The 14,505-nt window shown below is 35.1% G+C and carries 15 protein-coding genes and 1 tRNA gene; 4 read left to right on the top strand and 12 right to left on the bottom strand.

Features of this window, described 5'->3' with window-relative positions; translation table 11 throughout:
* Positions 1 to 88 precede the first annotated feature (88 nt).
* Positions 89 to 200 (top strand) — tRNA-OTHER (locus QZZ53_RS00865).
* Between the two features lie 5 nt (positions 201 to 205).
* Here the strand turns inward: QZZ53_RS00865 and QZZ53_RS00870 are convergent.
* The 3 genes from QZZ53_RS00870 to QZZ53_RS00880 are packed head-to-tail and all read right to left on the bottom strand — an operon-like array spanning position 206 to position 2,614.
* The gene (locus tag QZZ53_RS00870) at positions 206 to 1,135 is read right to left on the bottom strand and encodes a zonular occludens toxin domain-containing protein (RefSeq protein WP_272022827.1); all 930 of its coding nucleotides are present in this window, start codon (positions 1,133 to 1,135) and stop codon (positions 206 to 208) included.
* A complete protein-coding gene (locus QZZ53_RS00875; RefSeq protein ID WP_296380458.1) occupies positions 1,135 to 2,157 on the bottom strand; it encodes a hypothetical protein in 1,023 nt (340 codons plus the stop codon). The genes QZZ53_RS00870 and QZZ53_RS00875 overlap by 1 nt, the downstream gene beginning before the upstream one ends.
* Before the next feature lie 4 nt (positions 2,158 to 2,161).
* Positions 2,162 to 2,614 (bottom strand): hypothetical protein, encoded by a 453-nt coding sequence (locus QZZ53_RS00880; protein ID WP_179022130.1) that lies wholly within the window; start codon positions 2,612 to 2,614, stop codon positions 2,162 to 2,164.
* A gap of 223 nt (positions 2,615 to 2,837) precedes the next feature.
* On the opposite strand from QZZ53_RS00880, the gene QZZ53_RS00885 reads away from it, so the two are divergent.
* Together QZZ53_RS00885 and QZZ53_RS00890 are read left to right on the top strand one after the other, a co-directional pair.
* Positions 2,838 to 4,769, top strand: a complete 1,932-nt coding sequence (locus tag QZZ53_RS00885; RefSeq protein ID WP_272022825.1) for an AAA family ATPase — start codon at positions 2,838 to 2,840, stop codon at positions 4,767 to 4,769.
* Positions 4,766 to 6,586: an ATP-dependent helicase gene (locus tag QZZ53_RS00890; RefSeq protein ID WP_296380464.1), complete on the top strand. Its 1,821-nt coding sequence runs from the start codon at positions 4,766 to 4,768 to the stop codon at positions 6,584 to 6,586. The genes QZZ53_RS00885 and QZZ53_RS00890 overlap by 4 nt, the downstream gene beginning before the upstream one ends.
* A gap of 3 nt (positions 6,587 to 6,589) precedes the next feature.
* On the opposite strand, the gene QZZ53_RS00895 is transcribed toward QZZ53_RS00890, so the two are convergent.
* The 6 genes from QZZ53_RS00895 to QZZ53_RS00920 are packed head-to-tail and all read right to left on the bottom strand — an operon-like array spanning position 6,590 to position 9,599.
* On the bottom strand, positions 6,590 to 7,012 hold the full coding sequence (locus tag QZZ53_RS00895; protein ID WP_365940162.1) for a hypothetical protein: 423 nt from the start codon (positions 7,010 to 7,012) through the stop codon (positions 6,590 to 6,592).
* 58 nt (positions 7,013 to 7,070) lie between these two features.
* Complete coding sequence (locus QZZ53_RS00900) at positions 7,071 to 7,316, bottom strand: hypothetical protein (RefSeq protein WP_296380468.1); 246 nt, start codon at positions 7,314 to 7,316, stop codon at positions 7,071 to 7,073.
* Positions 7,317 to 7,318: 2 nt separating this feature from the next.
* Positions 7,319 to 7,939, bottom strand: coding sequence for a hypothetical protein (locus tag QZZ53_RS00905; protein WP_296380470.1), 621 nt, complete (start codon positions 7,937 to 7,939; stop codon positions 7,319 to 7,321).
* Between the two features lie 9 nt (positions 7,940 to 7,948).
* On the bottom strand, positions 7,949 to 8,263 hold the full coding sequence (locus tag QZZ53_RS00910; RefSeq protein ID WP_296380472.1) for a hypothetical protein: 315 nt from the start codon (positions 8,261 to 8,263) through the stop codon (positions 7,949 to 7,951).
* 3 nt (positions 8,264 to 8,266) lie between these two features.
* The gene (locus tag QZZ53_RS00915; RefSeq protein WP_042269993.1) at positions 8,267 to 8,593 is read right to left on the bottom strand and encodes a hypothetical protein; all 327 of its coding nucleotides are present in this window, start codon (positions 8,591 to 8,593) and stop codon (positions 8,267 to 8,269) included.
* Positions 8,586 to 9,599, bottom strand: coding sequence for a hypothetical protein (locus tag QZZ53_RS00920; protein ID WP_296380474.1), 1,014 nt, complete (start codon positions 9,597 to 9,599; stop codon positions 8,586 to 8,588). The genes QZZ53_RS00915 and QZZ53_RS00920 overlap by 8 nt, the downstream gene beginning before the upstream one ends.
* A gap of 136 nt (positions 9,600 to 9,735) precedes the next feature.
* Between QZZ53_RS00920 and QZZ53_RS00925 the strand changes: the two genes are divergently transcribed.
* A complete protein-coding gene (locus QZZ53_RS00925; protein ID WP_296380476.1) occupies positions 9,736 to 10,017 on the top strand; it encodes a hypothetical protein in 282 nt (93 codons plus the stop codon).
* Between the two features lie 108 nt (positions 10,018 to 10,125).
* On the opposite strand, the gene QZZ53_RS00930 is transcribed toward QZZ53_RS00925, so the two are convergent.
* From QZZ53_RS00930 to QZZ53_RS00940, 3 genes are all read right to left on the bottom strand, one after another.
* A complete protein-coding gene (locus QZZ53_RS00930; protein WP_296380478.1) occupies positions 10,126 to 11,817 on the bottom strand; it encodes a hypothetical protein in 1,692 nt (563 codons plus the stop codon).
* Positions 11,814 to 13,397, bottom strand: coding sequence for a hypothetical protein (locus tag QZZ53_RS00935; RefSeq protein WP_296380481.1), 1,584 nt, complete (start codon positions 13,395 to 13,397; stop codon positions 11,814 to 11,816). The genes QZZ53_RS00930 and QZZ53_RS00935 overlap by 4 nt, the downstream gene beginning before the upstream one ends.
* Positions 13,398 to 13,553: 156 nt before the next feature.
* Positions 13,554 to 14,504 (bottom strand): AAA family ATPase, encoded by a 951-nt coding sequence (locus tag QZZ53_RS00940; RefSeq protein ID WP_178989509.1) that lies wholly within the window; start codon positions 14,502 to 14,504, stop codon positions 13,554 to 13,556.
* Position 14,505 lies beyond the last annotated feature (1 nt).

Genomic DNA, 14,505 nt, shown 5'->3' on the forward strand with positions numbered 1-14,505 from the left:
TTATGATAAAAATTAATGAAGTAAAGAATTTTGTGAAAAATGAATATGGAACTATTTTTAATAGTATTGTCTGGAGTTTAGCGCTAGTGGAGAAGTGTGGTACCGATAACACCTGACTTAAGATAAGCACCCCAAGAAAGTTAATCAGCGAAAGAAATCAGGACGGCGCTGGGGAGGTTCGACTCCTCCCTTCTTCACCAATTTATCATAAAGGACCACTCAACCCATCTTCGTGATAACGTAACTTATCTGAAATCAATTTTACAATAGCCTCATTCTTGGTTTTGTAAATATTGTTTTCATTAAAATCTTGTTCATTTAAAAGCATCTTTACTTTTCTACTTTCTTCCTGGTCGATAAACTTTTTACAAGCCCTTATAAAGGCTGCGCGACTACAACCTTTAATGCGTTGCTCTCGCATATTGACATACACGAAAAAACTCTTCTGGATTTTATATTCAAGATCTGTAATCTTTCCCATTGCAAAAGCATTGGAACATAGTTCATATTGTTCATCTACGATAAGCTGACCGATACGCACCATTTGATACTTAGGAATACGTTCTCGATAGCGCGTCACATCATCTACTTGGTGGTGCAATCGCAACCACGTACAGTTTTGCCACTCAGAGGTTGTGATTTTTGCTACAGACTGGTGCGTTAGTACGATATCAATCCCTTTATGACGCACTGTACAAAGCGCACCTATCATAGACTGTCCTTTTGCGCCTGTCATATAATGGTCAATATCGTCTAAGACTACGAGACCATTTTTATAATGTTTCATAATCTTCGTAATGACTTCTTTTTTTTCGTCATTATCCATAGGCGAACCATCTGCGTTAAAAGGACGGATGCGTCTTGAAGAGACTTTGGTAAGTGCCTTCAAATGATTTGGGCTTACGGTTCTGAATTGTGGATAATCATCATCATTGGTATCAAAGGCCAAAACCTTGCGACCTTTCTTTCCCATCACTAAATGATCCATCATATAGTGTTTGATCTCTTGTTTGTTGCGATAGGTTTTACCAACACCTGTTTCGCCACAAACGAGCATAATCATCGGTTGGCGTTCTAAATCTTCTTTCTTATAGCTTATGGGCTTACGTCCTCGATTAGATGTAGTTCCTGACATTACGAATTGCTTTGTGGTTCTTCAGCAACATCTAAGATTGGAATATCATCATCGACTTCTTCGACTTCTATATCTTGAATGGTAGGTTCAGGTTTAATTACTTTTTCTTTAAGTGGCTTTTGTTCTGGTTGCGCTTTAACGCTGCGCTCTCCCTGCGGTCGTGAATCTCGCACGCTCGATTTCGAGAAAGCATAATTAGCACTATCTGTATCGTCCTTATTTTCATCTTCCTCCTCAATATCTTCTATTTCAGTCTCACCTTTTTCTTGGCGAACGATATCGAGAATGCGGTTTTCAAGTAGACTGTTCTCTGCACGCACTTCCATAACGACTTGTGCTTTTTTCATCAAAATGGAAATGACTGCACCCATTAATTGCTGTTCTGGCGTGAGCTTTTTAGCTTTCTTACGAAGTACTTGAGCAAGCAATGGTCTAAGTAAAGCTTGATCTTCTTTGTCAAGCTTTATACGCTCTACATTCTTTTCATTTTGCTGGTCTACAACCTGAATGATTTCTTCAAACTCATAGAACTCTTGGTGCTTTTTTATTTTTACGAAGTAACCACCGCCAACTGCAAGAACATTGTTAGACATTCCCAATATCGCATCGGCTGCTTGATTAGCTTGCGCGAGCGGAACTTCAAAATCTTGGTCGGTTACGGTTTCATCAGCTTCAGTATCAAATCCATTTCCGTTGATTTCTTGCTCTGGAGCATCAAGTGGTTCTTGCTCTTTTTCCTTTTCGACCTTGGCTTCGACCTTAGTTCTAAAATCTGTTTGAGTATTTCCGCTGCGTCCAGGTTCTAATTCATCAAGGGTCTTATGCTCTTGTTCTGGTTTCCAAACGTTCCAGCTTTTTTGTTTTTCTTCATCTGCATCAACAGGACGTTCACCACCTATGTCTTTTTCAATCACTGGTTGGTTAAGCGGACTACTATCTTCGTTTTGAAGTTGTTCAAAATTGATTTCTTCTGGAGTTGCAGTTAGGGCATCTTGTACCTCTTGGGCTATTTTATCTTGCATAGGCTTAATTCAATTTTGCAATAAAATTGATGATGTTGTTTTCGAGGATTTTGAATTTTTCTACAAAAGGTTTGTAGAATTGTGGGATGGAAAGAATCTCATCGCACTTGTGGTAATTGTATAGTATGGCACGTTTGGACTGCTTAAAACTCTCGCCAATCTTTGCATAACTAGAATCTGTATATTTTTTGAGTAAATAATAACAGGACATACGAGCCTCACGATACTCTTGAACGCTGCTGGTGTAGAAGTTTTCTTCTTTTAAATCAAAGACTTCAATGCTTTGTGAAATAATAAAAACGAGAAGAAGTTTTACTTTCTCCTTGTCTTGAGTGGTAAGCTCTGTATTGCTGGTTAAACTATCAATAACCTCAATGGTTTTTTGAAGCCCAAACTTTCCAATTAAGGAATCTATACTCTGCTGTAAATCGTGGTAATCGTGTGCTGTCTTTTTCATTGGGCAATCGCCGAATTGTTTGACAGGCAAACTACTAAAAGTTGTTTTTCAATTTATTTACAAAAAGTTTATAGAAGATTTACTTTAGTTTTCACTTGAGTAGGTGCGAATGTTTTTTAACTTGTATACTTTTTTAATATAGCGCATAAACTACTACTTAACCATTTGCCTTTGTGATTTGAATAAAGATAGAATTCAAGGTTTGGTAGCTTAATAAAATAGAATGTATTTATCAAAACTAAGCATAGAAAATTTTAGAGGTATCAAGAAAATGGTACTGGAATTCCACAAGCGAATCAATATACTTATTGGAGAAAACGGAAGTAATAAATCTGCTGTCATAGATTCCATACGCTTACTATATAATATGGGAGAGCCACTTAGGGATTTATCTGTTGGTTTCTCTGACTTTCACGAAAGTATCACTAAAAACGAAGATGACTCTATTGCAGTCGAGCGTGCAGATAAAATCACAATATCATTTGAGTTTAGAGGCCTATCTGCATCACAAAAAGGAGCTCTTTATGAATATATGGTTATAGATCCAGATGATGACACAAATGAGTATGCAGGCATCACATTAACTTTTGAGAACAAAGGTGGTAAATACCCAATATCTTCATATTATACTGGCAATGTAGAAGGACAACGTGCAGATTATAAAACTTTTGAAATTTTCCAACATTATTACTTAAGTGGTTTAAGAGATAGCACAAGAGATCTTTTAAGTAACCGAGGAAACGTGCTGGGTCGTGTTATTAAAAGACGCGTAGAAAAAAATGGGTCTGAGGCAACTATCGAGCAAATAATGACAGATGCAAATGACAGATTGCTTGAGCAACCAGAAGTCTCTGAAACTCGATTAGGAGTAAATGATAATTTATCTGGTATTTACCAACGTTTTAGAGATAATCAAATAGGGCTTCAAATTGAGCAATCTAAAACAGAATATATTGTAAATGCAATCAAGCCTTATTTACCTCACAATAGAACTTCATTAACTGGAGACGGTTTTTCATTGTGGCAAAATAGTTTAGGACAGAACAACTTAATCTACATTGCAACAGTCTTAGGAGATATAAAGCATCAAATTGAAGAAAATAAAATTCCTCATTTTGCCCTATTAATAGAAGAACCAGAAGCGCACTTGCACCCTCAGCTTCAATTAAGTTTGTATGGCTTTTTACGAGACTCCAGTACTTCTAAAAATAGCCAACTATTTATTACTAGCCATTCGCCTACGTTAACATCAAAAGTCCCATTAAAGAACCTAATTCTTTTAGATGACAATGCATTTAGACTTTCAAAGCAGTTTGAAAACAGAGATGATGAAAGTATTGTGGAAAACACCGTAAAAGGTAACGCAGTTAAGGATGCTCGATTCAAATTCAGAAAAGATCAATTAGAACGTTATATAGACGTTACCAAATCTCAATTGCTGTTCGCAAAAGCTGTTCTATTCGTTGAGGGTATTTCTGAAGAGTTACTTATAACGGCATTTGCCGAACTAAAAAAGTATCGTTTAGAAGATTATAGGATTGAATTAGTAAACGTAGGAGGTACAAGTTTTTATCCTTTTATGCATTTGTTTAATTCGTCGAAAGACGAAAAGGCAATTACTAAACCTATTTCTATTCTAACAGATAATGACAAATATCCCAAATCAAAAAGTAAGGATTATAAGTTTGACAAGCTTATAGCAGATGGTTATAAAGTGTTGAATGTATTAGATAATGAGATCCAATCTGCTGCCCCAAATTCAAGGGTTGCTAATTTGAAATCTGTTGCAAATAGCAGAGATCATATTAAAGTTTTTGATGCTGAGAAAACATTAGAATATGAGCTTGCACTTGCAAACATTCCCGAAGAAAGAGCTGATTTACAAAACAACTTCCTTTTTAAATATATAAAGAAAATTGACGATGATAAGGCATCTAGTATTTTAGAATACCTCGAGACGGTTAAAGATGAAGACTGGGATGAAAGCTACAGAAGAAAAACTGCAATTTTGTTATGGAAAACATTTACTTCAAAAGGGGCATTTGCACAAAATTTCTCACTCTACTTATTGAAGAACATTAAAAGGGCTCGGAAGGAATTTAAAGTTCCAAAATACATTCGCAAAGGGTTGAAACATTTAAGGCAAGGAGTATGAATATAGATATTACTCCTGAACTTCAAGCCTATCTGGATGCCGAAGGTAAGGTTGTCTTAAATGCGTGTCCTGGTGGTGGAAAAACAACAGCCATAGCACAAAAAATTATTAACCTTGAGCCAGGTTACCGCAAAAAGTACAATACTTATTCTGGAATTGCTTGTTTATCCTTTACAAACGCAGCAAAAAACGAACTGAACGAAACATATAATAAACTTAGTGGTCAAACCTTATCATATCCTAGTTTGGTAAGTACAATAGATAGTTTTATTAATATTTACATTACGTTACCATTCTACTATTTGTTACAGAGAAATTTTGCAAGGCCTAGAATCTTAGATAATAATTCAAGACTTGATTCATTTTGGAAAATCAAATACAATAAAAATGGAAAGCTAGTTGATGGTATTACCTACAAAATGAACGGCTTCAAAGCAAAAGATGATAGAAGTATCTACTTTTTATATCCCCCTTCACAAATTAGGCTTGAGCCTAATGGTAGTTATACTGTAAAAGGAAATGCACCTTCAGAAGATAAAGTTGATCTTGAAGTTTTTAAAGAATACTGTAAGTATATAAAACAATGGCAGTTTGAAAAAGGTCTTATTACAACAAATGACTCTTCGTTCATAGCTTTGACATTACTACGCAAAAACCCAAAAATAGCGCAATGGCTTGTTAAACGATTCCCACATATTATTATAGACGAAGCACAAGACAACTCACTCTTGCAGCATCAGATTTTTGAAGAATTACAATCTCAAGGCTTACAAAACATTGAATTCATAGGTGATCCATATCAAAGTCTCTACGAGTTTAGAGACGCAAATCCCCAACTATTTCTTTCGAAATTTGAAGATGATGGTTATCAAGGTTTAGAACTTACAGACAATAGAAGATCTCCCCAGCATATCATAGATTGTTTTTCATTATTGAGACCGGATAGTGTTTCAAAAATCAACTCTGCTTGTGCAGAAGACCTTGAAGAACCTATCTTAATTTATAGATATAGATCAGACGATCGAAGCGCAATAATCCAACATTTTGATAATTATTGTTACGTAAATAGTTATGATGACCGTAAAGTTGTTGTAAGAGGAAATACAGTTAGAAATAAAATGCTTGGAAGAAATGCACTACAGCAACCCTGGAACGAGAGGCTTCCTTATGATCTTATAACAGCGAGAATAGAGTACGAGGACAATAATCTAAAGGAAGCTATTAAAATAATGAGATATATCACTGTCGAAGTAGAAAACCCTGAAGCAAACCATTCTACAAAAGCTCAGATTAAGGAAGAACTATCTCACGACTTTGAGAACAACGCGAGATTGATAAAACTTATTAAAAATCTGCCAGCTCTTACTAATACGGTAGCTGAATGGTCGGTTTTATGTCCTGCCTACTTTGAAAAGCACTTAGATGTTGATGTCAAATTATTATTTAAGTTGAAGCGAGCTTCAAAATACTTTGATAAATCAACACGTGATGAACCGGTAAGTGATCATTTTAACCGTGTCGATATTGCAAAAACAAATGCTCTTACTACTGTTCATCAAGTAAAAGGAAAAACTCTAGACGCTATTCTCGTATTTTTTGATGAGAAAAACCATAAACAGAATATGAATTTTAGAGACATAGAACCTGAGCCAAATGGCTTTATATCGGAAAAGAAGAGAATTATTTACGTTGCAATGTCAAGAGCCAAACATTTATTGGCAATGGCTTTTCCCGTAACCATAAGTGAAAAGCAGATTACCGATAAATTTGGGGATAAAGCTATCTTAGTCAATTCTGTAGACCTTACGGACGAATAATATCTATATCCGCTCCACCTCATACCGATACTTAAAAACACTAGTCCTTACCACACGATACTTCCCAATCACCGTATTCCAACCCAACTGCGTTTTTACACCCAAATCTCGAAACGTAGAGCCAGCAATATTTCGGACACGTCCCATTTTTACTAACTCCTCTAAAATAGCCTCGTCATTAGCAGGTTTTGCAGCTTCCTTTTTAGGTGCTACTTTTTCAAGTTCTGGTTGTTCTTCTAGTGCATCTTCAATTTCATTGAACTCTAGTTTATCGGCATACTCTTCATCGATGTCCTCTAAGATTTCTAAATCCAGTTCCTCAAGCTGTTCGTATAAACTCCCTTTTTCACAATCTGAAACTGTTTCAAGCAGTTTATACATTCTATCAAAGATTTCTATTTTTTCTTGAATGGGTTGTAATAGCAATTTCTTATCCAGCTTGTTATTTTTCAGGAAACCCTGATGTTCTATTTTCTTCATAATCTTATGTTGTTATTGGGATGAGTTCCTGTTTATCTGCAATAGCATTTTCTAAAACGTTAGAAAGTGCTGCTGTCGCCAGAGAGGTCACGATAATGATACCAGTAGTTTTTAAAAGTTCGGCACCTTTGGGTATTTGTAGTTTTAACTCCTTTGATGGATCATTCTTACCTAAATTGTAATAGATAAGCGCTTCGGCAAAACCTATTGCGAGTCCAGCGCCTGTGATGATTAATACTTTTTTATTCATAGTTATTTGGTAGCTTTTTCTTCCATTTTGTCATACTTCTCCTTGATGGCCAGTTCGCCAGCTTCGGCACGTACAAAGTTGATTCCGTAGGTGTTCATAATACCTCTGTGCGCTCGCAGCAGAATCTTCTCGGCTTCTTTCTGCATCTTCACATTATCCTTATGCGCTGGCGGAATCAAATTAGCAATCGCGATAAAATGATTTTTGATTTTGGTGTGGCGCATCGGCTTGGGCTTCTTAGGCTCGTTCTTGCGCTTTTCTTCGTTAAAACGTTTGATTTTTAACCGACACGCCTTGATGTCTTTACTCAAACTATCCAGTTCTTTCTTAACGGTTTTAGTAGGTTCTTTGTCCTTTTTTGGAACATCCTTTTTAGACTCAGTAGATTCTTTTTTAGAAGTCTCTTTGGGTTCCTTCTTTTCGGCTTTCTCAGCTTTTATGGCTTTAGGTGCGAGACGTTCCACTAACAGAAAAACCTTCTCGATATTTTCTTTGGCAATCTCTTCAAAAGCCTTTTTATCATTGGTTTCTTTGTAGTCATCCAGTATGTCCTGCACAGCAGTTTGTAATGCTTCAGGTTGCACATTGCTCATATCGAGCGCTTGTAATTGTTGTATGGTCATCGTTTTTTTTTAAGCTGCGATTAGTAATTCTAGTTCCAGAAGGTCTAACGCTCTGGCACGTTCCTTTTCTTGTAGGCGTATAATTTCTTTAGCATCGCTACGTTTGTCTTTCTGCTGCATTTTAGGATGTAACATCTCATATAAAAGTGCATCTGCTTCTTCTGCTTTTGCATCAGATTTACTGAAATCTTCAGAAGTTGATTTAATCACTTCCCAAGCCTTAACAGGATCAAGTTTACTACCTGTGAGATCTACAATCTCATCTTGATTTTTAATCTTCAACGCCTTGAGCGCTTCCTTGGTTATATTCTTCGTTTTATACATTTTCTATAATTTATGATCTATGGCATATTGTTGATGGTACAGCGGTTCCAGCGACCAGATAAAATCATTTGCTTCTTCCTGATCTGCATAATGAATCGAGCAGAGTTGCGACGTGCCATCGGTTTTAAAACACTCGTAACGGTAACATTGCACAGGATTATCTTCGTTTGAAATATCTATCGTCGTCCAGCGTAGGATTAAGGTATTTTTACGCTTTCGCGAAAGCATAATCTGAAAATCTGTACATCGTTCTTTACAAGCTTTATTGATCTCAATCGCTCTGTCCATTATCTTGTGAATGACGCTTTGCTTTAAGGTTTTTTTATCCATTTGGCTGCAACTGATTTTTATAATTGGTAATGATTTGCGAGACTTCCTTAACTGCCGAATCCATCGAATAACTTTGTTCAAAGACGAAGCCTTTAGGGTTGATCGCTTTCGCGAAAGCGGTACCCATACTAGCCGAAATAGTTCCCAAACCAGAAGGAATCGTGAGACCAAAATAATTGCTCATCGCCACTAAAGATTTAAACCCACGAAACCTAAAATAACGCGGATCACTACTCATTAGTAGTAATTGGTTTTTATCCAGTTTATCCTGAAAGCGTTTCACACGCACACAACCCATCGTGACCTGATTGTTAAATGAAGTGCCCAACATCACATTCACTTCCACCGAGACGCCACGCAGTTCCATAAACTCCACAAGTTCTGAACAAGCGAGACCTACATAGAGCAAATCATTACCTTTTACATTGGCATTAGCACCAGCCATAATGTATAATTGAAGCGATGGATAAGACATCTGTTTATCCTTAAAATAAGCAAACACACTCTTTACCGAAGTCAAAACTGTCTTGTTGCCCAATTCAATATTCATTTGGCTTACAGACGTATTAATTGGCGAATTGGTATTGATAGGAAACTGTTGATACATTCCCATCGCAGCACGCTCAAAAGAGAACACGCCAAGACCGCGATCATTGTAAGCCATCTTTGGTTTTGGCATCACAGAATCGTTGAGATATTGTAAATAATGTGTGAGTTTCTCTTTGATTTTGGGTTGAATTTTCTCAACTAGAGGCATCCCTAAAAAGGTACGATGTTCATTAAGCTCATTTACGTTTTTAGGCGTTGGTGTGCCATACCAATCAGTTCCACTTTGGATCTGACTAGCGGTACTTTCTTCAATAAAATCCCAACGCGACTGATTTGCAGATGACAGATTTTTAGTCTCATCATCTACAAAACCATTGAAAGCAAAGACACTATCAAATAAAAGATAGTTGTATTTGCCATCAGGACTTTTAAGGGTATGTTGTTTTGGTGCGCTCACGTATGCTCATAAAAGTAATTTTTGAGGTGGTGTGAGTTGCGTAATGGGATTGTAGTTTGGGACGTGAAATGTCACAAAAATTTTAATACTTTTTTTTCAGGGAACCTATTCTCGTAACTTTACTGAAAAAACAATTATGACAAAAATTCAATTTACACTTTACAAGAATTTATACGATTTAAAAAATAATGGACCAAGTTTTTACCATCAGTTCGATGTTGAAACTCTTCCTGAAGTAGATGGTTTCTTTAATTATAACAAAAGCATTTTTGAACTTATGGATGAGGAGGCTAAAGATACTTTCGAAAACTTCTATGGCTTAGAATTAGGTAGATATTATATCTACAGCTCTAAAGACTATACTGAAAAAAACAGTCCAATATCTTATATTTATTTTGCCGTCTTTGATGGTAATTAGGATTTACCCAATCTTCCTTTTAGACTTAATAATAAAAAGTTTGTTTCATACCGCTACTTTTAAAAGAGTTTATAAAGCCTTAAAGGTCTATTGATTTCGTGTTTATATCTATTCATTTTGCTTTAATTCATAACTTCTTTTAATGGGTAATCTCCAGAATGCAGGAAATGGTTGTGCCCTGAAGTGTCTGCTAGCTAAATGTGGTAGGAAATTGAAACCTGTTTTATAAACTTCAAAAGTGACTTCTTTTATAAATAAATCGATTTCTTCAATAATTTCTTTTTCGTAATCCTCCATATTTTCATAGAGTATTATTGAGTGTTTTAATTTTCCCTTTTGTGCGCTATAATTTGTTCTACAAAAATCCTTCTCTGTGTCCTCAGTTGCAAACCATAGCTGAAGGTTGACTTTCGGAAAGGTATTATTTACTAGAGTTCTTACGTCTTGATATAGTTGTTCGTTGTTTAACAAAAGTGCATATTCTGCTATAATTGGTAGTATCATTGTAGAGTCCACTTCTGACATATCATCTCCATTATGAATATCTACAAGTTTATCAAAGTTTGTTCTGAATAATGGGAAAAATTTATGCGTTACGTAGCTATTATAAAATCCAATAATAATGTTATTCATCCACTTTAGAGCCCATTTCGAATTACCTGTTTGACACAACAATTGAAGTGCTAGTGAAATTTCGATGGAGTGTTCGTCATACTCTGGGTAATTTAAAGGCGGATTGTTAAAAATAAAGGATACCAAAGCATTCGAAATATTTATAGCGCTTTTAGAATAAATATCAACATTTTCTTTATTATTGAGTTGAGCATAAAAATTCCACTCTTGGATTTCGCCTAGTCCAATTATGGAAATCAATCCTAATTCTTCCCAAGTATTTAAACTGTATTCTATACGATTTCTTCCATACCTATAAAGACTATGCTGTGTCTGGTAGTGATTAACTGTCTTATTGAAATAGAGAACTCCTATCTTTCTTTTTAATTGAAATAAAGTATAAAACTCGGCCTTTACATAGTTCTTTTCGGTATGCTTATGTTTTGATATCCAATCCCAGGTTAACAGTAAAGATCTTTCACTGGCTATAAGGGCCGGTCTTAAGTTATTGATGTCTTCAGACCACTTAAAGATAATTCCTGTGCACAATCTAACTAGTCTTAATCTCTTCAAGATTTTCTGTTTCTGCTTTTCAGGTTTGGTTAAAATCTCTTCAATTAACTGAAAGAAGTGAGCGTAATTATAATCTGGTAAATCAATGAAAGCAAGTGTTTTTCTTAAATATGATTGATATTCAGCAGGAAAAAGTTTTTCACTGTTTAGATACTTATCGAGCTTACCGGCTAATTCTCCAGTTCCCCAGAATTCATAGGCTCTCTTCTTTTTAGTATTTTCATCTACATAATTTTTCCAATTGATTTGTACGTTTTGCACCATCTCACCGTTGGTAGCTACTATGATTTTAATAGGTAGTTTTTTATACCTTTTATCAAGCATTGTACGTATGTAAACATCAATTACTTCGTTTAGACTTTGCCTCACAGAATTTACACCGCTATCCCAGTTTGACCGTGTTAAATTCTTTTGTTTAACTACAATCAAAAACATTTTTTTCTTGTCATCATCAGGATCAATCCCTACAGCTGCTATATCTACACCGTGTTGTCTACCTCTCTGAGGTATAGATATAGGTGTTATTTTCATTCCTACTAGTAGGTCTGTGATTAAGGTATCCAACTCACCATCTTCTTTAAGAAGTGTAATGTATTCACTTAGTATAAATCTCATTTTCTTCTTATAAAATTTTGTCCTTCTAATCGCAAAATACTTTGCGCAACAGGGTCAATGTATTCTCCACGAGGCAATTCTTCACTAACAGAGAATAATTTAGGTTCCATCTCTTGACTATACTGGCCATTGAATTTTCCAAATGCTTTTTTACCAGTTCTAAACTGAAGAGTAGTAACCATACTTAAAAATGAATTGTCGGTTTTGTCACTCTCATCGCGCATTTTATTCAATTTTTTATTCTGAATTTTATCCATAAACCTAAGTCGCTCTGTAGATGGCTGAAATTCTTTAAGAATATCTAAGTCAGAATATGCTTTGTAATAACGGTCACCTTCAAAAATGATATCTGAAATAATCTTTTTAAGTTTTCGATTTACACTTTTCTTTTGGTCTTTTAGGTAATCAATTGTAGAGTAGTAATTAAATATCAAATAGTCTACAAATAACCTGCCTACGAGTTGAGTAATATCTTCATTATCATACCTATGCTTGAGTATGGAGAATAACATAACTCTAGATACTTTTCTATCATAAATATAACCCACGATTTTTTGAGTTATATATTCAATATCATTAACATTATATGTTGCTAATAATGATGGTGATAGTTCAAAAGTTGAATTACTAGCGAAGCTCATTTCTCGTATCACATTGAACATCGCTAGTTGATATTTGTGATTATATTCGTTTAACCATTCCGTGATTAGGATTTGAAATTCTACTGGGTGTTGATCATATATTTTACTGAAGACAGATTCAAATACTTTTATCTTATTATAGTGGTCATCTTGAACAATCCATTGATTTATGTAGTTTTTGACAATAACTAAGTTTTTGTCAACTAAATTACTGAGCATATAGCCGAACATACTATGATAGCCTAATTGGGAAGCATCAAATGTTACCAAAGAGTCTAAAATCGTTAAATAAAATTCTTGCTCAGTATTAATATCTACGCTGTAGTGAATGATATCAATCAGATAACTTTTTATCTCCTTTTCCTCTCGTTTTGTAACTATTAGAACATCACTATTGAGTTTCAAAAAGTGCTTCCTATGTACTCTATAAACGAAGAGAATAGCTGTTAATATTTCAATAGATCTACCTTCATTGATATACTTTGAAAAAGTATCAATTAGATATTCTTTTAAGTCTTCAAAACCAGATTTGTCTAATTCAAATCGAGCAACAGAAGAAATAGCTTGCACAATATTTATTTGTTCATCGCTTGCGATTAAGTCTTTTACTATTAAAATTGCTGAGTCTTTATCAGAAACAGATAATCCCGCAACAATATCACTGAGTAATTCGAGATTTTTTCCAGACTTAACAATAATGTTGTAAAAGTCATTTCCAAAAGATTTATTAGTGGAGGATACTCTTTCTATCCCTTTTTGAAATAAGTGCTTACTTTGATTTTCTTTTTGTAATCTAGCAGTCAATCTAGGTAATAAATCCAACAATTCAGTAATTGTAAATATTTCTATATTATTACAAAAATCATTATAACTTGACCAAAACCTTTCTATTGGCTCTTCATTATTGATGTTGTTTAAAAATTGTTTTACTTCCTTCATTTACAATCAACTATTTGATTGCAAAGAAACTTTTTAAATCGAGAATAAAAGAATTAAGCGCAATAAGTTATTTAGGAAATATTAAGAATTAAAAATATTTGTTGAAGAAGTACTTAGTTTTGTAAATCAATTTAATTAGATGAAGGTTGATGTCCATCATCCAATCCGCCTTTTAAACTCAACAATAAAAGCCTGCTTCATTCCGCTACTTTTATAAGAATTTAAAAAACCTTCAAGATTGATTTCCGTCTTAATGTGTTCTGCTTTTTCCTTCGTCATAGCTATGAAGTAGCTGTGTAGAGAATCCTTTAGGGTTTTACCGTTGGGCATCTTTCGATAGGTCTTGCCAAACTCATCTTTCATTCCAGTTTCTCGCTTCATTTCAAGCTCGTAGGCACGTTCAAAGTTGAGCATTGTACGAAGTGTCATAATGTCTTCAGTATCGTCATCGCCAGCTTCTTTTCCTTCATATTTCAAAATAGATTTACGAATAGTCAAACAGATATCCACTACAGCTGGATAAACGAGTTGGCGCTCCAAGGTTTCATTAAAACCTATACGGTAAATACAACCACTAAAACGATCCAATAAGGACGCATCTTGCTTATTGTTTCCAACATAGTTTCCGCTTGCACCTTTACCAATAACGTTACCAGTAGCAATACAACCAAAGTTTCTATGTTTTTTGATTGGCTCATTATTTCCATTAAAAATGATAGCATCTTCACGAGCGCTTTTTGCTAACGCATCGTTTAATAATCCTGCGGTATTGGCATCCAGCTTTGGCATTTCGTCCAGGATTAAAACCTTGCCATCACGCCAAGCTTCAATAAGCGCACCTTCTTTGTAACCAGAAATAGTCTGTCCACCTTTAATGTCAATAGGCGATGTCCATTGATTGCAGTTCACAATAGTAAATGGCAATTCTTGCCCATCGTTTTCTGCGCGACCTTTTATAGCGTAAGCGACCTTTTCTCCAATGGTTGTTTTTCCTGTTCCGGCGCTTCCTACCAAATACGGATTATTTCCAACGCTTAAATCATCCATAATTTTCATAAACTGCGGAATCTGCTGTACTTCTGGTATGTCTAATTTTCTGTTGTTCATT

It is taken from the genome of Winogradskyella sp. (genome assembly GCF_016744625.1).
Lineage (GTDB): Bacteria > Bacteroidota > Bacteroidia > Flavobacteriales > Flavobacteriaceae > Winogradskyella.

Bases quoted from the DNA above. Each gene is read 5' to 3' on its own strand.
- QZZ53_RS00870 (WP_272022827.1), bottom strand. From the start codon at position 1,135: ATGTCAGGAACTACATCTAATCGAGGACGTAAGCCCATAAGCTATAAG.
- QZZ53_RS00875 (WP_296380458.1), bottom strand. From the start codon at position 2,157: ATGCAAGATAAAATAGCCCAAGAGGTACAAGATGCCCTAACTGCAACT.
- QZZ53_RS00880 (WP_179022130.1), bottom strand. From the start codon at position 2,614: ATGAAAAAGACAGCACACGATTACCACGATTTACAGCAGAGTATAGAT.
- QZZ53_RS00885 (WP_272022825.1), top strand. From the start codon at position 2,838: ATGTATTTATCAAAACTAAGCATAGAAAATTTTAGAGGTATCAAGAAA.
- QZZ53_RS00890 (WP_296380464.1), top strand. From the start codon at position 4,766: ATGAATATAGATATTACTCCTGAACTTCAAGCCTATCTGGATGCCGAA.
- QZZ53_RS00900 (WP_296380468.1), bottom strand. From the start codon at position 7,316: ATGAATAAAAAAGTATTAATCATCACAGGCGCTGGACTCGCAATAGGT.
- QZZ53_RS00905 (WP_296380470.1), bottom strand. From the start codon at position 7,939: ATGACCATACAACAATTACAAGCGCTCGATATGAGCAATGTGCAACCT.
- QZZ53_RS00910 (WP_296380472.1), bottom strand. From the start codon at position 8,263: ATGTATAAAACGAAGAATATAACCAAGGAAGCGCTCAAGGCGTTGAAG.
- QZZ53_RS00915 (WP_042269993.1), bottom strand. From the start codon at position 8,593: ATGGATAAAAAAACCTTAAAGCAAAGCGTCATTCACAAGATAATGGAC.
- QZZ53_RS00925 (WP_296380476.1), top strand. From the start codon at position 9,736: ATGACAAAAATTCAATTTACACTTTACAAGAATTTATACGATTTAAAA.
- QZZ53_RS00930 (WP_296380478.1), bottom strand. From the start codon at position 11,817: ATGAGATTTATACTAAGTGAATACATTACACTTCTTAAAGAAGATGGT.
- QZZ53_RS00935 (WP_296380481.1), bottom strand. From the start codon at position 13,397: ATGAAGGAAGTAAAACAATTTTTAAACAACATCAATAATGAAGAGCCA.
- QZZ53_RS00940 (WP_178989509.1), bottom strand. From the start codon at position 14,504: ATGAACAACAGAAAATTAGACATACCAGAAGTACAGCAGATTCCGCAG.